This is a genomic window from Trichocoleus sp. DQ-U1 (assembly GCF_039961925.1).
GTDB lineage: Bacteria > Cyanobacteriota > Cyanobacteriia > Cyanobacteriales > FACHB-T130 > FACHB-T130.
Genome location: NZ_JAMPKB010000002.1, coordinates 38,762 through 61,844, shown reverse-complemented (window position 1 = coordinate 61,844; position 23,083 = coordinate 38,762). Strand labels below are relative to the sequence as shown.

Below are 23,083 nucleotides of genomic sequence, written 5' to 3'. Positions count from 1 at the left end.
TTAGCGAAAATCCCTTAATGCAGTCCCTTCGTGTAAGATAGCCAAGGTTAAATTGAACTCAATAGTGGTGGAACCATCCGAAGCACAATACCTAATTCTCAACGCCTTAGATACCTTAGAGCTACTTAGCAATGCGGTGTATGATGAAGACACAGGAATTTGGGTAATTGAAACCCCTAGCAATGTCTTACCCTATGCTCGACTCCTGCAAAATAGCGATATTGTTCCTATCAAATGGGTATCGGAACGATGACAAAACCTACTGAGATTGAAAAGCAACAGTATGCAAGAATAAAAGAACTTTTTGCTTTATCTCGACAGCGCTACTTGGATGCAGGAGGCGATCCTCGAAAGCGCCCAAGTGGTCTTAAAGGTGATGATTACTTGACCGATGAAGAAAGGCAAGAACTATTTGCGATTGCTCGCGGTGGAGTTAAAATCATCGGGGACGAAGTTCACTGTGAAGGGCGGTCTTGGAAAATATCCGCAAAAGATATAAATAATTAGAATTAATCAAAATGCGAATTTTAATCATGGGCGGAACCCGTTTTATCGGGGTTTATCTAACAAAAATTTTGGCGGAACAAGGACATGAAGTGGTGCTGTTCAATCGGGGAAATAAACCAGCGCCCGTTGAAGGTATCAAACAAATTCAGGGCGATCGCACGGATGCTTCGCAACTAAAAGAAAAGTTATCTCAAGAAAAATTTGACGCAATTTTTGATAATAATGGTCGGGAATTGAGCGACACCCAACCTTTAGTAGAAATTTTTAAGGATCGGGTGCAGCATTTTATCTACATGAGTTCTGCGGGTGTGTATCAAAAGTCAGATCAGATGCCTCATGTAGAAGGGGATGCCGTCGATCCAAAAAGTCGTCACAAAGGTAAGCATGAAACGGAAGCTTACCTAGCACAGCAGAAAGTGCCTTTTACGTCGATTCGTCCTACCTATATTTACGGCCCTCAGAATTATAACGATCTGGAAGCTTGGTTTTTCGACCGGATTGTGCGCGATCGCCCAATTCTGATGCCCGGACATGGCTTCCATCTCACCCAACTCGGTCATGTGAAAGACTTAGCGGTAGCAATGGCAGCAGTGCTGGGCAATTCTCAGGCAGTGGGACAGATTTATAATGTGTCGGGCGATCGCTATGTTACTTTTGATGGTCTAGCGCGTGCTTGTGCGATTGCAGCCGGGAAGTCCCCTGAGAATTTACAAATTCTCCACTACGAACCCAAAAAGTTTGACTTTGGCAAACGCAAAGCTTTTCCTTTCCGACTTCAGCACTTCTTCGCCTCAGTAAATAAAGCCAAGGCTGAACTAGGATGGCAACCAGAATATGACTTAATTTCTGGGCTGAAAAACTCGTTCCAGAAAGATTATCTTGCCTCTGGTCGGAACAAAGCCGAGATAGATTTCTCAATTGATAACGAAATTCTAGAAGCAGGCTAAATCAACTACCAAGACACGAAGACATGAAGACACGAAGACACGAAAGAGCGATTAGTCGTTGTAGAGATACGATGAATCGTATCTCTACTAGCTAACCGCTGAGGGTTGCTCGCTTTTTTGGGGGAGAAGGTAAATAACTCCAGAAATCAAAGTAAAAGCAACGGAAATCCAGAAAGCAATTATGGCGGGAATTTCCCAAGAGACAGGCAGTGGTGCGATCAAAAGCGCGATCGCAATAATTTGACTGACTGTTTTTAACTTGCCCCAAATATTCGCTCCACTAATGGTCGTTTTGTTAACGCGCCAACCCGCGATCGCTAACTCTCTTGCCAAAATTAGAAATACGCCCCATGCCGGTACTTGACCGAGTTGAATGAGCGGCAATAGGGGAGCCAACACCAGTAATTTATCAACTAACGGGTCAAGAAATTTACCCAAATCTGTAACTTGATTCAATTTACGAGCCAAGTAGCCATCCAACCAATCGGTAGCCGCCGCAACCAGAAAAATTACCAATCCCACAGTGCGAGTTTCCGTTGTTGGGGTGTCCAGGCAATAAAGCAGAACTGGCAACGCCAGTAAGCGAGATAAAGTAATCCAGTTGGGTAGCGTCATAACAAGCATCGATCTGATAAGTTAAAAAGACTGTAGACTCCGGACGGTTTCGCGTCCAGAGTCTACAGCCTGAAATTCTAAGTTTACAGTTAGCGATTCGCGATTCGCTTTTTAACAAGCACCTTTCTTCTTCACAACTGCCATCACCGTCTTGAAAATCAAGCTGAGGTCGTAAGCAACAGACCACTTTTGCTGGTAATCAATATCCATGCGGACGATGTCTTCAAAGTCTTGGACGCTAGAACGACCGTTCGCTTGCCACTCGCCAGTAATTCCCGGCTTAACATTCAATCTTTCCCAGTGATGAGCATCGTAGCGCATGACTTCATCAACGGTCGGCGGACGGGTTCCTACTAAGCTCATGTCTCCCATTAGAACGTTCCAAAACTGCGGGAATTCATCTAAGCTGGTGCGACGTAAGAACTTACCGATGCGGGTAATTCGGGGGTCATTTTCGTTTTTAAAAATATGCCCTTTCGCTTGGTTATCGACCAGATGCTTGAGCTTCTCTGCACCAACAACCATCGAACGGAATTTCCAGATGCGGAACTTGCGTCCATTCAAACCGCAGCGAATCTGACTGTAAAAGACAGGACCTGGGTTATCCAGTTGCATTGCGATCGCAACTGGAATTGTAATTGTCGCTGCGATCGCTAACCCCACGACGCCTCCCAAGATATCAATCAGGCGCTTCTCTTTGCTAGTGACAGATGGATGACAGCTTGGCTTTGCAACATCAACCAGGTAGATTTCATCAAACGCCGACGAAGCAACGTCGAGGGATTCGGGGAGGTGGGAAGTAGTAATCACTGTTTTTAAGTTGGCTTCTAGAATCAGGTTGCTCTTATGTCAATATAGGCAACACCCCTTATAGATGAATCGTTGAAAGCCCTTACTTTACCGAATCTTTAAGGGAATCGGTATTTTTTTAAGTTTTGTTAGAAGTACGGTTGACAAGCTACAGATTTCAATTATTTAATCCTCTGCCTGTAGGAGGATTGAAAATGGATAATTCTTTTTACCTGAAAGTACGTCGTTACGCGTCTCTTGCGGGTCAGAACTTACCCGGCAAGGATTGAGAAGGATAATTTTTCACCTTGAAGTACTCCTCCCCAGTCTTTTGCAAACAAAGATTTTTCCCGATTTTCCTCCGCACGTAGGGGGAATTGCGGAGGGATGTTCTTGTGACTGAATACAAGCAGTCTCGGATCTCATCGCTAAACTGTTGCCGGTACTAACAAGTCAAAAACTAATGGTTCTTCTAGTTTTTGATAAGTGCTTGTCAGGATAGTGTTTAAATAGCGAAGATAGCGATCGCCCTGCTGAGCATTCAGTCGATACATCTGGGTCGCTTCTTTCTCAAAAAGTGGAGCCTCTGCGATCGCTTGATAGTCAGGATTTTGCTCGGAGGTGGAACTCAGCAGTCCAAACTCGGCTTCCGACGGCACGATACCCGCAGGCAGCTTTCCTTCCAAAAGCGCCATGACGCGAGAATAACAAACCCGCGTATTAATGCCGCGATACTCTAATAACTGCATAATTTCATTCAGCGGCAGCGGTTCTTCCGGTAAAGCGCGTAAAAGTTCCAAAAGCAGAAAATAATCGCTGTACTGCTGCGTTTGTTGCTCCAACAGTTGAGGATACAGCGGTAACGTAGCCAAACCGTAAGCCACTGGACTACAGTTTAGGGTTGAGTCGTTTGCCCCAGTATCTCGAATCAGGACTGCTTTTGGGAGTTTTTGTCGCAGCCATTGAGCGATTTCTCCGACGGCTGCGGTTCCGCCAGTACAGATAATTTGATGAATTCCCGATGCGGGTATCCCTGCCTGAGTTAGCAGCGCATTCAATTCTTGATTCAGTTTTTCAAGAAACGGTTTGAACACGCGGTTTTCTAAATCTCGGCGTGTCACCAAACAGGACTTTCCGCCCAATTCCACGGTATAGCTGTCTTGCTGTTGCAGAATTCGTTTGACAGAATTGGCAGCTTCCAGAAGCGCTTGTCCCAGGGGAGAACTTTGCAATAACGATGCCAAGCGATCGCGCGTCGCTAAATCGGGTTCCCCGGCTTTGGGAAGGCTCAAGGATGAAGAATGCAGGATGAAGGATGACTCGAATTCATCTTTCATTTTGCCTTCTTCATCGTTCAAGAGTAATTGACCAATGATGTCTTGATCGATAGCGTTACCTGCATAGGCAAGACTCCGACAAGCAAACTGAGAATATGTTAAGTCTTTAAGATTTTCGGGCAAATTCACCACAGCGAGTTCGATGGTAGTAGCACCCGCGTCGATCACCAGAGTCCCGCCTTGCCAGGGGACTCCCGGTAAGGTTGCACCTTCAATTCCTGCCAACAAAGTAGCGATCGCATCTTCAAGAAAGAAGATTTCCTCCGGATTTTCCACCAGATGGGCACCCAGTACGGCTTCGCGAATGTTAAAGCGGTAGGTATCTCCCCATTTAGCCGGACAACCGACAATCACACCACTCAAGCAACTCATCGCTGCATTCAGCGTAGAGGGCTTTAAACCAGCAGCACCCACCAAATTAGGCCTCGATTGTTCTGTTGGGGATAGCGGGTTTCCCTGCCTTCCTAGAGGTCTTAGAGTGGCAAATAACGCTTGCAATGAGCGCCCCAGCCAGTAAAGGGAAATTGGCTGGTCGAGCGACCACTGCAATATCGGCTCCCATTTTTTGGCAGATGAATAGTAAGGAATTCCCACCTTCAAGTACGGTTTAAAGCCTTGAATAAAGACTCCTTCTTTACGATTGGCAAGAGAAGACGCCAGAACACCCACTGCGATCGCCGCTGGTGTATGCGTGTAAGTGCTGCTCGCGGCTGGTGTATCGGCGTAAGCGCTACTCGCACCCCCCGATGACTGCTCTGAATTGCTCCAGGCTGGCCCCGTGTAAGTCACTGCGGGTAAACGAAAGCTGGTTTGGGTAGATTCTGTCTGTCCTTGGCTTATCCAATAGATGGGATATCGTTCACCCGTCGAACCATTTAACAAAACCGCAGACACGCCAGTTGTGCCAAAGTCAATACCTAAGTACCAGGCATACTTGCTGACATTCTCCGCAGGCGATGGTTTTGCAGACTCAAGGACAGTGGAAGAATGTATTGAATTTGGATTCATTATCCCGATCGGGAGCAATTTTGTACTTTCTAAAACTAATGGGGATTCAAGGGTAATTTCCTGAGTGGGTATCCCTACGGAGTTTTTTTTTCCGGGTTCGATGAGTCTGAAAATATATCCAGCTCCAGATCAAAATCGTCAGTTTGAGGCAGCGTCGGCTCAGAAACGGCTTCTTCCTCGGTTGCCATCGGTGGATTGTTAGGGAACTGAGCGATCGCATCGTCTGGTGGAGCGATCAGTTCTTCCAATCGCAATAATTCTTCCTGCCAATCCGATTCCCCTAGGTGTGTTATTTCGACTTGCGAAATTTCTGGCATTTCCTCAAATTCCCAGTCGCCTAAATCTTCTTCCTGCAACCCAGTTAGCGCATCAATATCGGCATCAGACGCGATCGCCCTTTCTCTGGGTGTTTCTAGACTCTGTTCCTCATCGGCAAATAATTCCCACGATTCATCGAACTCAATCGATACTGCTGTCTCCTCACCAGTAATTTCTGGCGTCTGTTGTGCTTCCGAGTCAGAGAAGTATTCTTGCTCTAGCGCCGCCGTTTCAGTAGGTAGTAGATTGACTTCTTCGGGGAAGAATGACAACGATTCATCGAAATCAATGGTGGCTGGTGCCTCCCTTGACGGATTGGCTGACTCCTCCCACTCCCAGTCGGCAACGTATTCTTGTTCTAACGCCGCCGTTTCGATTGGTGGTAGCTCTAAATCGACTTCTTCTTCGGGGAATACCAACGATTCGTCGAAATCGATGGCGGCTGGTGCCTCCCTTGACGGATTGGCTGGCGGTGGCATTTCTTCCCACTCCCAGTCAGCAACATATTCGTGTTCCAGCGCCGCCGTTTCTGTAGGTAGTAGATCGACTTCTTCGGGGAATACCAACGATTCATCGAAATCGATGGTTTCTGGCATCTCTTCTGGCGTTTCTGCTGACGTGATTCCTAACGTCTGTTGCTGGGAATCGGCTATGTATTCTCGATCCTCCTGTATTCCTACTTCTGCTTCTGTTATCGAACTTAGCGAGGGCGATACTTCCGACGATTCATCAAGATTAGCGGGGGGAAGAAAAGCGATCGCTTTGTCTGGCGCTGGGTCTAAGGGTTCTACAGGGAACAAGGAAGCCAAATTCCAATCCGCTCTTTCATCGGCTGTTGTCGTGTTCGCCGTTTCCGGTTGCTCCTGATGGGAATTTTGTGGATGGTGAGCGATCGCGTTTTCTGTTTCTGCTAAATTGAATTCCTCTGACGGCAATCTTTCGGACTCCCCATCTGTTCCAGGAACAGAATCCTCCTCCACAAAGCTATCTAGGGCGAGATCGTCCCAATCTTCCATCAACAACTCATCCAGTTCCGTTACTGGCAAAGCTTCCTGGTGTCTCGTCCTCTGGGTTATTTCTGACGCTTCTGCTTGTGTTTCAACAGCGTCAACCGTCCCTTCTGGTATCTCCGTCCCAAAAAGCTCTTCCTCCTCTGCGAACCAGTCATCTTGAGTCTGGATTTCTGTCGCGTTATCGCTAAAATCCGCCTCTCTATGGCTCCTCTGCTCCTCTGATTGCGGGAATACGCCCCCCTGCGGTGCCTCAAAGCTAGACAGATCTTCACTCAGCAGTTGCAGCGTATCTCTATCCAGCCAGAAAAACTCGTCTTGGTCAACTGAGAAAGTATCCATCGCCAGCAGATTTTCGTCTGGCGAAGCGGGAATGTAGATATCTTCTTCCAGACTTGCAGCTTCCTCGGTTGCAGGTTGCTCTGTATCCTGGATTTGAGTGTCCTGGATTTGAGTATTCTGGATTTGAGTATTCTGGATTTGAGTGATTTCCTCCAGACTCGGAGGTGTGACCCTCGGTAAGAGAGATTCCGCTGGCACTACTTCCTGCTCCTGAAACAGATCCTCCTGCAACAGATCGGTTAGTGCCGAAATGACCAGATCCCCTTCTTCCACTGTTTCAGGATTGAAGGCTTCATTGGTTTCGACATTTTGATCTTCACTGGCAATCGTCGGAGCGATCGCCCACTTCTCAACTTGGATAACCGTCTTTTCCCAATCTTCGGGAAATAAGACATTTTCCCAAGAGTCCTCAACTTGCTCGACTCTCGCAGGTGGTTGCGCGATCGCGGCATCTTCAGCGGGATCTTCCAAACCTGCAAATAGGACATCTTCTAAAGAGTCCTGACTGCCATAGGGGCGAGGGTTCCTCTCTCCTGCTGAGTCTTGAGGGATGATTGGATTTGTACTTGCTGCCTGAGTTTGGGTATTTCCGGCGGGAGCACTCTCCGATTGTTTCTCAGTATTTTGCTCTTGTTGTTCGGGACTCTGTGGGCTCGGCGGTGTCCCAAACAAGCTTTCAAAAAAATCGTCGATTTCGTCGCGCTTCCTTTCAGCAGTGGCGGGAAGGATAGGCTCCGTCTGGAAGATAGTTTTCATATCATCGTCATCAAGCGATGCTATCTCCAGATTGCCCAAGTTCTCCAGATCCAAGTCTTCCAGCTCGCTATTCTGGGCACCAGAGGTAGGGTTCGATGGAGTGCTAGCAGACGATGCTGTCCCAAAAAGATTATCCTTTGAGGAGGCTTGCCTTTGTACCGACTCCCCTAAGCGGTCCGTTGGCAGATTGAACTGGGGACTTTGCGACTGCTCCTGTTCCACCGAGCGGAGGGGCAATTCAACCCCCGGATACGGCAATGGCTGTCTGGCGACAGGAACATCATTCGGCGAGAAATTGAATTCGTTGCGATTAGAAGGTGGAGAGGAGGGTTGCTCCAGCGTTTGGGGTTCCCTCTGGGGATAGGGCAGTTGCAGAGCGCCGATCCCTGGTGTTGTCGCAGCCGGACTCGCGCTACTTGCATCTACTTGTGACTGCCGAGACGATTGCAAAATTGCTGAGGCTTCTTGCTGGAACTGCTCGGTGAGCTGATTTACCAACTCTGTAAACATCACCTCGCTTTGCTGCCCCAAGTTGTGCATTTTATCAAGTCCTTGGGCCAAGGACTCTTGATAGCTAACAAGATTGCGTTGCAGTGCCTCGAAGACTGTACGAATGGTTGAATCCAGCGTTGCTAGCAGTTGATCGGATTTTGCCTGTAACGTTTGCAGTTGTTCCAGGCGCTCTCGCGGATGTAAAGGTAAAGAATTGCTAGATATCGCGTCTGAATAGCTAGGTGAGAAATTATAGGGTTGTTTTTGACCTTCTGGAGGGAGTCCCTCAGCACTCAAAAACTGAGTTTCCAAATTTCTCAGGGTTTGAGCCATCTGTTGCGTGAGAGTTTCCTGCAAGCGACTAGAAAGTACCTGCAAAAATTCGGAAATCAGTTGCTGCTGTGCCGCTTGTTGCTGAGCAAGCGTTCGATGGTGCAGCCGATAACTCTCCATCTGTCGAATCTCTAGAACCAGAGATTCCCGCTGTTGGCGAAGACTCTCCAGATCCCCCTGCAAGGACTGCATCAAGCTGGTTCGCACCGCTTCCATGTCTTGCTCAACCGCTTGCACAATCTGTCGTGCTGTTGTCTGCGGTTGATAGTTTTCCTGATGCCGAGCTTCATCTCCAGCGCCTGATTGTTGCCGTGAGACTAAATAGGTACGAACCTGCTCCAGAAGCCGACGCTGCTCTTGGACATCAACTGACCTGAGCCAAGGCCGACGGGAGCTGGCCTTGTGGAGGATGCTGTCAATATTAGCGATTAGTGTAGAAATCGCATCCGTCTCGTGAGTCACAATGGAATCCCTGGCTAGAACGATTGCACAGTTATCAGAAGTTACTATACTGCCACTGCCTATAATGTTAGACTGCCCAACAAGAACAACTTATATTAAACAGGGTGTTGCATCTACCGGGTGAATTATTTCAAGACTGGTAATTCTAAATGTAGATAGAATTTTGGGTTGTAGCGTTTTGTCACCCAATGGGTACAAAGAAAGCGATCGCCCAAAATCAAAGCGTTTTGGATTAAGATGTGAGTTTTGCTAGATGCGTCAGCAGCGAGTCGCGGGTTTCCTCTATGAGGATAATAAAGATAGGGTCACTGGCTCAATGGGTGCCTCCTAACTCTGATTGGTACGCTGCCAAGAGCCTCCTGTTCAGCCTAATTATCTTCGAGAGCGTAAACACCATATTCGGGAGATGCCGACCTGATTGCTGAAAGTTTCCGGCTCAACGGTTGCTCTTGATTCAAACGCTACCAGCTAGCCCCACTCCAGTGGGCCACTCTTTATCAGTTCTTAGCTTTTTCATTTGTGTTGGCCCGATGGAAGACCGATACACCCCCCGCGAACCGAACTCTAACATGAATGCGTTGATTCGCTCCACACCTTTGTTTACCGGCTTACCAGAGACCGTTGTGGAGAAAGCCACTTCCCATGTCGTCACTCGTACCCATCCTGCAAATCAGGTGATTTTGCTGGAAAATGACTGGGGCGGCTCTGTCTACTTTATTCTGGAGGGTTGGGCGAAAATTCGCACCTACAACCTTGATGGTAAAGAGGTAACGCTGAATATTCTTGGCAAAGGAGAACTTTTTGGCGAAATGGCAGCGTTGGATGAGGTTCCTCGTTCAACGGATGTAATTACGCTAACTCCTACGACGATTGGCAGTATGCCTGCTCAAGATTTTGTTCAGTTAATTCATAACGAACCACTAGCAGGCGTTCGCTTGGCTCAGTTGATGGCAAAACGCCTGCGTCAAGTCAACCGTCGCCTCCGATTGCGAGAATCAGATAGTATGTCCCGCGTTGCCGACACGTTATTATTCTTAGCAGAAGGACAGGGAAAAACTGCCCAAAAAGGAACGATGATCCCCAATTTACCCCATCGTGAGTTAAGCAGCCTCAGCGGTCTGGCGCGAGAAACGGTGACACGGGTTTTAACAAAGCTGGAAAAAAAGGCGCTGATTATGCGCGACCACGATATCTTGTGCATTCCCGATTTGGCGGCTTTGGAACGGCTAATCGTCTAATAAATACACGGCAGCGGCACTCTGGGTGCCCGACTGCCATTTATCTGGGTGCCTAGTCATGGGTTTTCAGAAAATATTGGTTGCTATCGACGACTCTTCTTTATGTCAGGCTGTCTTCGCTCAAGCGCTGGAATTGGCGCAGGCGAATCGTGGAGCAATGATGCTGCTACATTGCCTCAATAGCGAGATACTCGGTGAAATAACGCCACGGCTCTCTGGTGAGATGGGTTTGTATCCTCAGATGATGACATCCTATGAGAATCACCACCTCACGCTCGAAAGGCGAATCCAGCAGGTGCAAGATTTGCTCCGAAGTTACTGCGAAAAATCTACCCGTCAGAAAGTGCCGACGGAGTTTGATTACAAAGTAGGCGAGGCTGGGCAAATGTTATGTCAAGCGGCTGAGAATTGGGGTGCCGATTTGATTGTGATGGGACGCCGGGGGCACAAGGGATTGACAGAAGCTTTGCTGGGGAGTACGAGTAATTATGTGCTGCACCACGCTCCCTGTTCGGTGTTGGTAATTCAGGGCATAGATACGGAGCATCCTGAATCACTGGCGGCTGGGGAAATAGCGGATGGATAAAGGAATACTGGAAATTGGTAATGGGTCTTGTAATTCTCTCCTAAAGCTGCTGAAGCTCGGCTCAAAACGGGAATAGAGGTTAAATTTAGGATCTGGCTTTGTTTTTTAATCTGCATGAGCGATCCTTTTGAAGACGGTCAAGCTTCTGGTCTGGGGAATTCTCAGAAAATCGAAGATGAGGCGAATCTAAGCGAAACGCCCCCGGCAACCAGTGCCCAAGGGAACAATTATTCCGAACCCCAGGTGAAAGCAGTTGCTCCCCTGATCATGGTGGAAACTGCCTTTCTGGCTAGTACTTGTAGCCTGATTTGGCTGATTAATTATTACTTTCCAATGGGACCGCTGCTGCGGATGTTTTTCCCAATCCCGATTGCCCTTGTATACCTGCGATGGGGACACCGGGCGGCTTGGATGGCAGCGTTGGTTTCTGGGTTGCTGTTGTCCGTCCTAATGGGACCAACTCGCAGCATTCTGTTTCTGATCCCCTACGGTCTCATGGGTGTCCAACTGGGGGCTTTGTGGCGGCGCAGGAGCAGCTGGCTGTTCTCGATTGGTACGGGGACAATTATTGGTACGTTTGGATTCTTTTTTCGGTTTTGGCTGCTGTCGATTTTATTGGGAGAAGACCTCTGGGTTTACATGACTAGCCAGGTGACGGAACTGGCAGAGTGGGTATTTGTCAAGATCGGGCTACTGCAAGAGCCGAGTCTATCTTTGATTCAAGCGATCGCATTCGGCATGATTATTCTCAATAACGTTATCTATCTGTTTGTCGTACATTTGGTGGCTTTGCTGCTACTCGATCGTTTGGGCAACCCGATTCCTCGCCCCCCGCATTGGGTGCAAGTGCTGCTGGATTATGAAGAATGAGGGTTAAAGGTTAAAGGTTACAATTTTTGCCTTTTCCCTGTTACTTTGAGCCTCACCACGACTCAACCCTCAATCCAAAATCCAAAACTCGATGATTCATGTCTACACTCAGATAGAACCGGGACATCGATGGCTCCAGCGATATCGCGGACGCCCATCGGTGTTTGCTTGTATTTTGGGCTTTACCGCCACCGGCCTGATCCCCGGTATTTCAGCAGCTGGAGCAACGCCAGAGGATCGACAATATACAGCGATCGCAGATGCGGAATTTTTGTATAAAGGCCCTCAGCCTCAGCCTCAATATCCTCTGCCTCCTCTGCAAGCGGGTGCCTCTCCAGTGCTAATCTCCCGCGCGGTGGTTGAAGCACTTGGTATTCCCGTTTATTTATTCAATGCTGGATTGCCCCAGCCGCCAACTGTTCCAGTCATTGATTTGGAAGGTGCCCCTGCCCAGTGTCTCAGCGGCGGAAATGCTTTGCCTCTCGCGACAGTGAAACATCTGTGGGAACAAGGACTAATTTGGGGGCAAAAACTAGCGGCAAGTATCCCGGATGGATATTTAATTCTGGGAGAGTGCGTGGTAGGGGGAACGACAACGGCTTTGGCAATTTTAACGGGCTTGGGTGTCCCCGCTGCCGGTAAGGTCAACAGCAGCCATCCTAGCTGCAATCACGCGCAAAAGTGGGCGGTGGTGGAAGCTGGGCTGAAAGCCTTTAGGAGCAGAGAGGCTCAGGGACATAAGGGTAGCATTCATCTGACACAAGACCCTTTACATCTGGTTGCGGCAATTGGCGATCCGATGCAAATTGCGGTTGCGGGGATGGCGATCGCTGCAAGTCGCACTTGCGGTGTCATGCTGGCTGGTGGAACGCAAATGCTGGCTGTCTATGCCTTGATGCAAGCGCTTGGGCGTCAATATTCCCTATCTTGGGAACCCGAACAAGTTGTGGTGGGAACGACTCGCTGGGTGGCAGAAGATCCAACTGGTGATACGGTCGGCTTAGCAAAAACAATTAGCCCAGTCCCCTTATTGGGGACTGGGCTGAGTTTTGCGCCCTCTCGTTATCCTCAACTGCGGGCTTATGAGCAGGGATACGTTAAAGAAGGCATGGGTGCGGGCGGATGTGCGATCGCGGCTCATTTAACTCAGGGTTGGCACCAGGAGCAATTACTCCAAGCCATTGAAATGTTAATCGAGCGTTGTTGAAGTCCGAAATATGAAGTGTGAAGCATAAAGCCAGTGTTTATTCTTTCTTCTCTATCTGCAAGCCTTCTAGCTGTATCCCGCCTGCCGATTGTTTAAGAGTGAATTCTCTGAGAGAGTAACTGTTCTTCTAAAGCAGCAATGCGATTATAGGCAGCGGTGAGCTGTGCCGTTAGCCGTTGGATTTGAATGGTCGGTGACAAATCTTTCTCGCTGCTATGAGAGTTACTATCTACAGAGTTTGTATCAACTAAGACATCTTTGTGCTCCATTACTGGAGACTGATTGCTGTAGCTTTTATAGGCATAGCGGCTATTACTGACTCCTAAAGGTGCGGGTGTACCTCCTTGGATAGCCGCTGCTTTGCTTTTAGACAAAGCTTCAGAGACTTTTTCGCTCAACTGGTCAATCATTTCGTAAAGGACATCAACTTTATGATTTAAAGTGATGACTTGCTTTTGAAGTGAATCCATGCAATTCCCACTAGGCGTTAACTTGATTTCTTTCATGTTATAAAAAAATAGTTAAAAAACTGTTTTACTTACAAATTATTTAACTATTGAGCAAGATGAATTTATGAAGCTGGAGTTGGGATCGATTGAGCCTTTTTAGATCAAGGCTGAATAAACATGAAAAGCGGTTTTTCTAGCAGGATTTATGATGTAGAAATATTAAATTCTCAATTCTGAAGATTTATTGGAAATTTTCGCGATTCTAGCCCTATATTCCGTTTATTTTGATTTTCAGCCCTAAGAAGTTCCTCTATCAAAAGGAGGAACAGAAAATATACTTATCCAATATACTTATCGAATAGATAAAGAAGATGGCAACGGCGATCGCAGTGCAAAAAACTGTAGCAACGGCTAGAACCTTTATCAGCACCGAAGAACACGGACGTATGTTAAGTTAATCAAGCAAGCTAATCACCTTTTACTTGCGTTAAATATTGCTTTTTTGGAAAAAATGCTCAGCATCAGAGAGTTTTTTACCGCTTGCACCGGGGTATGGACAACAGAAAGAATGTATCATTCTGTCCTTAGTGGTCAGATTGAACGCTCTCATACGGAATATTCGGTAAAAGCCCTGACATGGGAACAAAAGCAGCAAATTTTGTCCTTTTCTTCGTCAAATGGCATAAAGGTAAATCTTGCCCAAGCAACCGAAGAAGAAAATGCCTGTCCTGGGTTTGCGATCGCCTTTGATACCGTCTCGGAAACGGGCGAACGAGTATCCATGAGTTTGAAGGCTTTATTTGTGCCGGATGCCTACGTGGTGCCTGGGGAATCGCCCGCCGAAATCCCCGCTCCACCGATCGTGGCGGAAGTTGTAGATGGGGAAGCGATTAAGGGTTTTTATCTGCGGGATGAGGGATACTCAGAAGCGGGAGCGATCGCGGGGCGCTTTACCTATCAGCCCACTCGCCAAACGCTGGAAATGATCACCTATTATCGACGTTCTGTTGCGGTCGATCAAATGCGGATTGTAGCGCCGGATACGCGGCTCAGAACAATTATTACTTACCAACGACCCGAACCCGGAGAACAACCAACGGTAATCGATTTGGTCGGCTTTGGTGTCGAGCGCCGACAAGCGCTATAAACAGCGAATAGCGAATTGCTAATCAGAAGGATTGCTAGTTGCTACAACTATGAAGAGACGGTCTTTTCTGCTGGGTGCTGGAACGCTGACCTTGAGTCAGATGCTTGCAGGGTGTGGAAATTCCCAAAACCCCACACTAAGAGTTAGACTTCTGAAAAATTCCATTCCCGCTCAGCTGTTAACTAAATTTCGCCAGAGCCTCAAGCAATCGGCAACTCTAGATTTTACGCCAGCCACACAGTTAAAAGATTTATTTGCGAGTCTAGAAACTTGGCATAATCCCGGTAAAGCGAACCAGGGCTGGGGTCGGAACTTACCGCTGATTACCCCGAAAAAACCCGTCATTGCCGATCTAGTGACTTTGGGAGATTTCTGGTTAGCACAGGCAATTGAGCAGAAACTCATTCAACCCCTCGAACTCACACAGGCGGGAGGGTGGAATCAATTGCCAATCCGATGGCAAGAACTTGTGAAACGCAATAGTCAAGGTCAATCTGACCCCGCTGGAAAAATTTGGGGTGCGCCCTATCGCTGGGGAAGCACAGTAATTATCTATCGCCGCGACAAATTCAAATCTTTGGGATGGACACCGACGGATTGGCAAGATTTGTGGCGAGAAGAACTGCGCGATCGCATTTCACTTTTAGATCAACCGCGAGAAGTGATTGGTCTAACCTTAAAACGGTTGGGTCATTCTTACAACACGGAACGGATAGACAGAATTCCTGAGTTGAAAAATACCCTGCAAAAGTTGCACCAGCAGGTGAAATTTTATAGTTCCGATACCTATCTGCAACCGTTATTGCTAGGAGACACCTGGCTGGCGGTGGGTTGGTCAACAGATGTATTGTCGGTGATGAAGCGCGATCGCAACATTGCTGCGGTGGTTCCTGTGTCTGGAACCGCCTTGTGGTCAGACTTATGGGTGCAACCTGCTGGTGCTGCGGCGAATCCTCTGTTGCAAGATTGGATTAATTTTTGTTGGGAATCCAAACCGGCTACGGAAATTTCTCTGTTCAGCCGCGCCGCCTCACCAATTGTTGCTGGCATGAACCCAGCAGAGTTACCTGAATTTTTAAAAACGAACTCCATCTTGCTGCCAGATACTCAGATACTGGACAAGAGTGAATTTCTGTTTCCACTTCCCCAGTCTACGGCGCTTGCGTATCGTTCCCTGTGGCAGGAAATCCGCCCAACGGTTTAGAACGAACTCGCAGACTATTTTGACCAGAGGAGACAATATCCAGATCGCAGACGACTGGATTGGTACTGAAATTACAAGTGTAGGTTGCTAGCGGTTCTTGTGGTTGATTGGCAATAAACACCCTGGTGTTATAGCCATAATCTCTGGCAACCGTCCCAAAGCTGTTGACAAAGCTATAGCGTCCTATATAGTTCAGAAGGCTCCAGAGTTGTCGGTTTACAACCAAATCCACCCGCTGGCGATCCGGGTACGCTAGCCAGTTCTCTAGTAATTTGCCACCAAACTGTTCCTCCGCCCACCAAAGGCTGGGAACCGTTGGTTTAGCTTGGGACATACTATCGGCTCTAATGACTTGACTTCTCGGTGGGCGAGACTCTGGATCGAGTAGTTTTAAGTCTAAAGGTTCGGGAGAAGGCAGCAGTGTGGGTGGTGTTTGTGCCTGCGTTAACAAAGGGACAAGACACGAAGTAAGAATTGCTAAAGCTGATAACAGCAAGGAAGAAGCAATCTTTTTCCCTGTTTGATGGATCTGACTTCTCGCAGCATTGTCATCTGCCGTGTACGCCTGCCTAAATTGTTTAAGTTTCGCTCCAGATTTGGTTGGTTCCTGTAGAGGTTCCATGTTTACTCGCGCTAATTCATGCAGTTATTGTCTGGTAAGAATTGCTAATGGTTCCAGCGATTGATTCAGCGAACGGTTTGTAAATAAACGTAGATTAATTCATACAACTTGCATCGGCAACCGTTTACCGGCACTTAACAAGGTTTCAAATTCTGCTGCGGGTACGGGACGACTAAATAGATAGCCTTGCATGGCATCGCAATGCTGCTGGCTTAAGAAAGCTAGTTCAGCGCGAGTTTCTACCCCCTCAGCCGTAACTTTCAAATTCAGATTGTGAGCGAGTTGAATCACAGCGGTCATAATCGCTCGGTTTTGGGTATCGCTAGTAACATCCTGAACAAAGCATCGGTCAATTTTCAAAGTATCGAAGGGAAATTGTTTGAGATAGCTTAAGGAAGCATAGCCAGTACCGAAATCATCAATTGCGATATGAATCCCCAACTGTTTCAGTTCATTTAAAGTCGCGATCGCCATCGAAGCATTTTGCACGAGGATACTTTCAGTCAGCTCTAATTCCAATGCATCTGGGTTCAAACCTGTAGTTTCCAATACTCGGACAATTCGCTGGCTTAAATCAGCTTGGCTAAATTGACGCCCCGACAAGTTCACTGACACGCGGAACGATATAAATCCAGCGTCTCGCCATTTTTGCGTTTGGGCACTGGCAGTTTGCAATACCCACTCGCCAAGCGGGACAATTAAACCCGTTTCTTCTGCCATAGGAATAAATTCAGCGGGTGAAACCAGCCCCCGCGTCGGGTGCTGCCAACGCACTAAGGCTTCTGCACCGCTAATTTCTCCGGTTTGGAGATTTACTTGGGGCTGATAGTACACTTGAAATTCACTTTGTTCTAAGGCACGGCGCAGACTCGCTTCTAGCACCAGCGCTTCGCCATAATCAGCCTTGATGTCCGTCGCATAAAACTGATAGTGATTTCCTCCCAGCTTTTGGGTGTAGGACATCGCCGCTGCTGTCATCTTCATCAGGGTGTCTAAATCTTGCCCGTCGTTGGGATAGAAGGTAATGCCAATGCTGGCAGTGAGGAAGATTTGACCGTCTTCTAAGGAGAAGGGTTCATTCAGCGATGACAAAATCGCTTGGGCGACACTGGCAACCGTTTGTCTTTGACTTAAGGTTGCCAGAATAATTGCAAATTGATCTACATTCAATCGCGCAATCGTGTCCTGTCGGCTGAGACAGGTGGTGATTCGTTCGACAATTAGTTTAATTAATCGGTCACTCCCTTGATTTCCCAAGGTGTCACTAATCCGTTGAAACCGATCTAATCCTAGAAACAGCAGCGGGACAGGTTGAACGTTGAGTGGCTGCTGGGCAGAGGCAAGAGGCGATTCGTTCTCCTGGGTTTTGGAATCGCTTTTGTGTTCATCTTGTCGCTTACTGATAACTTGATTAAACCGCTCTCGCAAAAGCAAGCGATTGGGAAGGTTTGTCACGCTATCGTAATGAACTAAGTGATTGAGTCTTTCTGCTGCTTGCCTGAGCGCTAAGGTATAGGGTTGAGTAATGGCTCTTTGTCTTTCGAGTCGGGCAGCGATCGCTTTGAGTATTTCCTCAGGCGTACAAGGCTTGGTTAAATAGTCGTCTGCCCCTAATTCCATCGCTTGACGCAAATCGGCTTTTTCAGCTTTGGCAGTCAGAAAAATGAAGGGAATTGTTGCGGTGACAGGATCTTGACGCAGCGCCATCAAAACACCAAAACCATCTAAATCGGGCATCATGACATCGCAAATAATTAAATCTGGGCGAATCGTTCTTGCTATCTGTACGCCAGCAAGACCATTTTCTGCACCTGTCGCCTCGAACTCTTCTGCCTCCAATAGTTCTAATATGTTTTCGCGGATTGCTTCTTCATCTTCAATAACTAGAATTTTTGCCATTTCTCTAAATTTCCTTTAATTTATGGTTTTTCTTACAAAATCAAACTTTTTATTTCCCCGATGTTGTGCAAAGTATTTAATTTATAAAGGTTGTCCTGCTTCCTGAATTTAGATTTTATCAATCTGTAATAACATTTATTTAAGTGAAATTATGCACCCTCTCACTGGATAAAAGTCTATTTCTATACTTTTTCAAAGCCAAATCTACCAGCAATATCTATGGGGTTATCCATAAATATTAGACAATTAATTCATTATAATTTCACTCGCAAGGGAAAGTAAATTAATTGAATTCAAAATTTTATATTTAATGCTTATCAAAAATAAATATAAGAAGTTCTTACCTTCCTATAGTAACTAACCTTATTAATCGAACCTAGGTAACAGTCAAGCCGCCTAGAATGAAAAAATCAGCGAAGACAGGAAAAGAATGTAGAGGAAGATTTTTTCCAAGTTTGGTATATAAAGATACCGTTATTAAAATCCTTGCTATAACGGGTTAAAACTAGCCCCTGAAGCTTAACAATCCCCGCTCAACGGTAACTTAATCGTAAAGGTTGTACCCACTCCGACTTCACTTTCTACGGTGATTTTGCCTTTGTGTAAGTCTACAAAGTTTTTAATAATCGCTAATCCTAAGCCAGTTCCAGGAATATTGCCAACATTAGAAGCTCTATGGAAGGTTTCAAACAATCGTTGCCGATCTTGTGGAGGAATGCCAATTCCTCGATCTTTAATTTGGAAGATAGCTTCCCCATTGTGGCAGCTAAGTTCGCATTTTATAATACCCCCCCCTGGGGTATATTTGATAGCATTTGAGAGTAAATTGCTGAGGATGTGGCGCAGCAGTTTTTCATCAATGCAAGCTGCGAGACATTCTCCCTGACTTGAGAAAATTAGGGAATGGCGATCGCCTGCTGTTAGTTCCATTTCTGCTACAAGGTCTTGGCAGAATGTTTCTAGCTCTATCGCGGCAGGGTTAAACTCTGTCTTGCCAGCTTCATTTTTGCCAATAAGCAACACTTCATCTAACATCCCGTCCATCCGTTGAACAGCAGTTTTAATTCGATGCAGATGAATCCTTTTCTTCTCTTCTGTCCATTTAAAGCCGTAATTTTCAAGCAATCCAGCCGAAAACAAAATAGTCGATAACGGGGTACGAAATTCGTGAGAAGTCATAGAAACAAAACGGGATTTTAGTTCGTGCAGTTCCTTTTCTTTTTCCAAAGCATTGCGAATTTCTTCTTCTGCTCGCTTGCGCTGCATGAATAATCCCAATTCAGTTGAAGCGGAAATCAGTTCGATGAGTCGTTCGTCTTGTTCGCAAGATTCAAACATATAAAACACAAGGACAGCCAAAACAGTATCATCAGCAATAATTGGAATTCCTAAAGCGGCTTTTAATCCAATTTTCATTGCCAAATTTACCCTGAAATAAACTTGATGCGACTCACCGGAAACATCTCGTTGCCACTCTGGTTGTTTTGAGACCCAGACACGACCGGGTAACCCAATCCCTGGTGCAAAGGTCAAGTTCTCGCCTCCTTGCCGGAATTCCTCTAGACAAGTGGCACGGCTATACCAACCTCGACTGCATTCGAGAACGCTGTTGTCGGATTGTGGAATCCAGGCTTCCCCAAAATCCCAGCCAGTGGCTTCACACACTTTCTGGAGTGCTACGAATAGCGCTGAGTGAAAGTCTGGAGACTCAAAAATAGCTTGGGTCATGGTTTGCAGAAAATAAACCTCCTCCTCCGTTCGCTTGCGATCGCTAATATCTTCTGCAATTCCGGCAATTCGATAGACTTGCCCTGTCTCGTCCCGAACTGGAAAGGAGCGATCGCGTATCCAGCGAATCGTCCCATCCGGGCGGATAATCCGATATTCGTAGTCGTCCACTTCTTGTTGGCGTTTTTCAAGCCCATCTATCACCGACTGCCGATCTTCTGGATAAATAGAATCCAGCCAAGATTCAGGCTGCTGATAAAGGCTTTCGCAAGTTTGCCCCCATACATGCTCGTAAGGGGGACTGATATAGAGCATTTGTTTCTCATCGGGAGTCGTCATCCAGAAAACTTGCGGAATATTTTTCGCTAATTGGCGGAAACGCTCTTCCGATTCCCGTAGCGCTGCTTCTATCTGCTTGCGTTCGGTAATGTCTTGAATGGTGGCAGTGCTAAATTGAGGGGCACCGCCGGGACTGCGAATCAAAGAAACGGTCAAGTAGCCCCAAGCCACATGACCATCCTTGCAGATATAGCGCTTTTCCAAATGGTAAGAATCCTGCTTTCCAGCCATTAACTCTTGGTAAAGTTCCCGGTCTTGCATGGCGTCATCTGGATGCGCCAACTCACTGAAAAGCATCCCTTGTAGTTCTTGTTCGCTATAACCTAAAATTTCCCGAAACTTGGGATTACTTGCCAAAAGCCGCCCCTCTAAAGTGGTCAGGACGACACCCATCGCTTCTCTTTCAAAAATTGTTCGGAATCGCTCTTCACTTTCCCTCAGAGCTTCTTCAGATTGTTTGCGTTCGGTAATGTCCCGATCTATACCGCGATAGCCACAAAATTTCCCAGAGCTATCAAAAACTGGGACGCCACTGGTTTCTAGAACAACTCGATGACCGTTTTTGTGAATGTTGATATTTTCTAGGCAAGAGAATGGTATTGCTTGGGCAGCAATTGGCCCAAAAGTGTTCGCAATCCGGAAGGCTTCTTCCGGCGGCATTAAGTCAAAGGGCGTTTTTCCCAAAACTTCTTCAGGTTCGTAACCTAAGATGTCGCGCACTTTGGGACTTGTGTAAATGTAAACAGCATTCTCATCTACCTCCCATACCCAATCGCTGGTAGTTTCCAGCAAATTGCGGAACCGTTCCTCGCTTTTTTGCAATGCCTCCTCTGCCAGTTTGCGTAGCGTGACGTGCCGGAGGCTTTCGCTGATATCCCGAATAATACTTAATAAAACTCTTTGATTGTCAATTACCCAGCTTTGGGAACTGACTTCCACTGGAAAAGTGCTGCCATCTTTGCGGCGGTGAGTGGTAGTAAATAAGATGCCTCGCTGTTCTGCTTGCTCCAGTTGTTGAGCGATCGCTGTATGAGTTGGAGGATCTCGCAAGTCCTGAATGTTTAAGGCAACAATCTCTTCGCGTTCGTAACCGTATGCCTGAATTGCCGCCTGATTCGCTTCGATAATTTGCCCTTGATTCCCAATAAACAAAACAATGTCACGGGCATGTTCCGATAGCAATTGATAATGCTTTAAGGTTTCTTGAGCGAGCTTGCGTTCGGCAATCTCTGCTTGGAGTGCCTGGACAACATCTTCTAGCTCAACGGTACGCTCTTGGACTCGGATTTCTAACGCCTCATTTGCCTGCCGTAAGGCTGTTTCTGCCTGCTTGCATAACATCGTCTGCCGCTGCCTTTCGCTGATATCTGCGGTACTGCCGTAGTAATAGAGAACGCCATCCTCTATGGCAGGTCTGGCTGTAATTTCAAACCAGCGATCGCCTCTATGAAGAGTGTGAAAAAGATAAACAACCTGATAGGGTTCGCCTTTGGTAATTGCTTCCCAAGCTATCCGAATTGCTTCTTGGGATTCATGCCCTAAATCGACTCGCTCGTCCCAAACTTGATAATTCTCAAAAAATGCCTGTGTAGAAATGCCACTGAGTTCGGTTAGAATATCGCTGGCATAGATAAACTGGGTGGTCGCAGGGCAGAACTTCCAGACAAAACTGGGCAGCATATTAAAAATTTGATTAATCTCGCCAGCACTTCGCTGAAGTAACGCTTCAGCGGCTTTGCAGTCTGTGATATCTTGCAATGCCCCCAAAATCCGAATAACTCTTTGTTTTTGCTCATCCCATTGCGATCGCGCATAATTTCGTAACCATCGAACTTCACCGCTACGGGTCACAATCCGGTGTTCGCTAATCTCAGAGTGACCAGAAACTAGGTTGAGAAAATTTTGCTGAACTTTTAACCAGTCGTCGGGATGAATAAGCCGCCGCCAGCCATCAAGAGTGATAATTTCCGCGAACGTGTAACCGCTCACTCGCAAAAAGGTCTCTGACACCCATTCGGTTGTCATTTGACCGTCAGGGGCAACTGTTACGCAATAGGTATCAGAGGTCAGTTCTGAGATAACGCGATATTGTTCCTTACTGTCGAACAGTGCTTGCTCTGTTTGCCTACGGCTGGTAATGTCTTCAACGGTGCCTTCGTAGTAAAGTAGTTTGCCACTGCGATCGCGCACAGCACGGGCATTAGAAGAAATCCAAATGCAACTGCCGTCGGGGCGATTAACCTGAGATTCAAATCCCGTTACGGCATCAGTTTTTTGGAGTAATTGGTACAACTCCAAATTGCTTGCGTGCCAATGAAGATTGCCAGTAAGTTCATTTGGTGAGTTGTAGCCATAAATGCGTGCTAGTGCTGGATTTGCATTCATATAGCGTCCATCGTCCGTAACTTGATAAATTCCCTCAACGGTGTTCTCAAAGATACGGCGATAATTATGCTCGGATTGTTGCAATTGTAAGCCAGCACGAATTAGAACATACAACAACCCGCTAATAGATAGAATAAATCCCCCCTCTTTCAACGTCTCTAACTGGATTAAAAACGCTAAATTCTTGCTCAGTAAATTAAGTATTTCATTCCCAGAAACAATATAAATAATGCTAATTAATATATAAATAGATACAATTCTGCGAACTAGATTTTCTGTAGAGGTAAGCTGATTTTTCATGACTACCAAATATAGTTATGGAATATTCAAAGCCCACCTTCTCAAAGTCAAACTTTAAACCAACCTTAACCAATGGATTAGCAAAATTCTTTTTTAAGCTATTTTACATAAATCAATGTGTCGGTAATCCAGATCACTAAACATCTTAACAAGTATATATCTTTAGATAGGTGTAAAACTTAAACCAATAAGC

Annotated in this window: 17 protein-coding genes; 9 read left to right on the top strand and 8 right to left on the bottom strand. The window is 46.6% G+C overall.

The features are described 5' to 3' along the window. The first annotated feature begins 64 nt into the window (after positions 1-64). Genes NDI34_RS01310 through NDI34_RS01300 form a run of 3 tightly spaced genes read left to right on the top strand, consistent with a single transcriptional unit; the run spans position 65 to position 1,454 of the window. Complete coding sequence (locus NDI34_RS01310; RefSeq protein ID WP_242030430.1) at positions 65-253, top strand: hypothetical protein; 189 nt, start codon at positions 65-67, stop codon at positions 251-253. Next, complete coding sequence (locus tag NDI34_RS01305) at positions 235-507, top strand: hypothetical protein (protein WP_348231608.1); 273 nt, start codon at positions 235-237, stop codon at positions 505-507. The genes NDI34_RS01310 and NDI34_RS01305 overlap by 19 nt, the downstream gene beginning before the upstream one ends. An 11-nt stretch (positions 508-518) precedes the next feature. Then, positions 519-1,454, top strand: coding sequence for an NAD-dependent epimerase/dehydratase family protein (locus NDI34_RS01300; protein WP_190677646.1), 936 nt, complete (start codon positions 519-521; stop codon positions 1,452-1,454). Positions 1,455-1,541: 87 nt separating this feature from the next. Here the strand turns inward: NDI34_RS01300 and pgsA are convergent, their stop codons facing one another. From pgsA to NDI34_RS01280, 4 genes are all read right to left on the bottom strand, one after another. Then, positions 1,542-2,069 (bottom strand): CDP-diacylglycerol--glycerol-3-phosphate 3-phosphatidyltransferase, encoded by a 528-nt coding sequence (gene pgsA, locus NDI34_RS01295; RefSeq protein ID WP_348231607.1) that lies wholly within the window; start codon positions 2,067-2,069, stop codon positions 1,542-1,544. Positions 2,070-2,180: 111 nt separating this feature from the next. Continuing rightward, positions 2,181-2,819 carry a sugar transferase gene (locus tag NDI34_RS01290; protein WP_347276560.1) on the bottom strand — a complete coding sequence of 213 codons (639 nt, stop codon included), beginning with the start codon at positions 2,817-2,819 and terminating at the stop codon, positions 2,181-2,183. 467 nt (positions 2,820-3,286) lie between these two features. After that, a complete protein-coding gene (locus NDI34_RS01285) occupies positions 3,287-5,203 on the bottom strand; it encodes a hypothetical protein (RefSeq protein WP_190527844.1) in 1,917 nt (638 codons plus the stop codon). A gap of 74 nt (positions 5,204-5,277) precedes the next feature. Then, complete coding sequence (locus tag NDI34_RS01280; protein ID WP_348231606.1) at positions 5,278-8,916, bottom strand: hypothetical protein; 3,639 nt, start codon at positions 8,914-8,916, stop codon at positions 5,278-5,280. Positions 8,917-9,446: 530 nt separating this feature from the next. Between NDI34_RS01280 and NDI34_RS01275 the strand changes: the two genes are divergently transcribed. From NDI34_RS01275 to cobT, 4 genes are all read left to right on the top strand, one after another. Then, positions 9,447-10,154, top strand: a complete 708-nt coding sequence (locus tag NDI34_RS01275; protein WP_190412784.1) for a Crp/Fnr family transcriptional regulator — start codon at positions 9,447-9,449, stop codon at positions 10,152-10,154. 58 nt (positions 10,155-10,212) lie between these two features. After that, the gene (locus NDI34_RS01270; RefSeq protein WP_348231605.1) at positions 10,213-10,740 is read left to right on the top strand and encodes a universal stress protein; all 528 of its coding nucleotides are present in this window, start codon (positions 10,213-10,215) and stop codon (positions 10,738-10,740) included. A 114-nt stretch (positions 10,741-10,854) separates the two neighbouring features. Then, on the top strand, positions 10,855-11,610 hold the full coding sequence (locus NDI34_RS01265) for a DUF2232 domain-containing protein (protein WP_190412786.1): 756 nt from the start codon (positions 10,855-10,857) through the stop codon (positions 11,608-11,610). 91 nt (positions 11,611-11,701) lie between these two features. Next, entirely contained in the window at positions 11,702-12,817 is a 1,116-nt protein-coding gene (gene cobT / locus NDI34_RS01260) for a nicotinate mononucleotide-dependent phosphoribosyltransferase CobT (RefSeq protein WP_348231604.1), read from the top strand. Positions 12,818-12,909: 92 nt separating this feature from the next. On the opposite strand, the gene NDI34_RS01255 is transcribed toward cobT, so the two are convergent. After that, positions 12,910-13,287 (bottom strand): hypothetical protein, encoded by a 378-nt coding sequence (locus tag NDI34_RS01255; RefSeq protein ID WP_190412895.1) that lies wholly within the window; start codon positions 13,285-13,287, stop codon positions 12,910-12,912. A gap of 490 nt (positions 13,288-13,777) precedes the next feature. Between NDI34_RS01255 and NDI34_RS01250 the strand changes: the two genes are divergently transcribed. Both NDI34_RS01250 and NDI34_RS01245 read left to right on the top strand, forming a co-directional pair. Continuing rightward, a complete protein-coding gene (locus NDI34_RS01250) occupies positions 13,778-14,413 on the top strand; it encodes a phycobiliprotein lyase (RefSeq protein ID WP_190412788.1) in 636 nt (211 codons plus the stop codon). A 49-nt stretch (positions 14,414-14,462) separates the two neighbouring features. Continuing rightward, on the top strand, positions 14,463-15,617 hold the full coding sequence (locus NDI34_RS01245) for an extracellular solute-binding protein (RefSeq protein ID WP_190536208.1): 1,155 nt from the start codon (positions 14,463-14,465) through the stop codon (positions 15,615-15,617). Here the strand turns inward: NDI34_RS01245 and NDI34_RS01240 are convergent. The 3 genes from NDI34_RS01240 to NDI34_RS01230 form a co-directional block, all read right to left on the bottom strand. Continuing rightward, positions 15,565-16,239, bottom strand: a complete 675-nt coding sequence (locus NDI34_RS01240; RefSeq protein WP_242033978.1) for a hypothetical protein — start codon at positions 16,237-16,239, stop codon at positions 15,565-15,567. The genes NDI34_RS01245 and NDI34_RS01240 overlap by 53 nt on opposite strands. Before the next feature lie 99 nt (positions 16,240-16,338). After that, positions 16,339-18,138 (bottom strand): EAL domain-containing protein, encoded by a 1,800-nt coding sequence (locus tag NDI34_RS01235; RefSeq protein ID WP_348231603.1) that lies wholly within the window; start codon positions 18,136-18,138, stop codon positions 16,339-16,341. Positions 18,139-18,657: 519 nt separating this feature from the next. Next, entirely contained in the window at positions 18,658-22,890 is a 4,233-nt protein-coding gene (locus NDI34_RS01230; protein WP_348231602.1) for a PAS domain S-box protein, read from the bottom strand. Positions 22,891-23,083 lie beyond the last annotated feature (193 nt).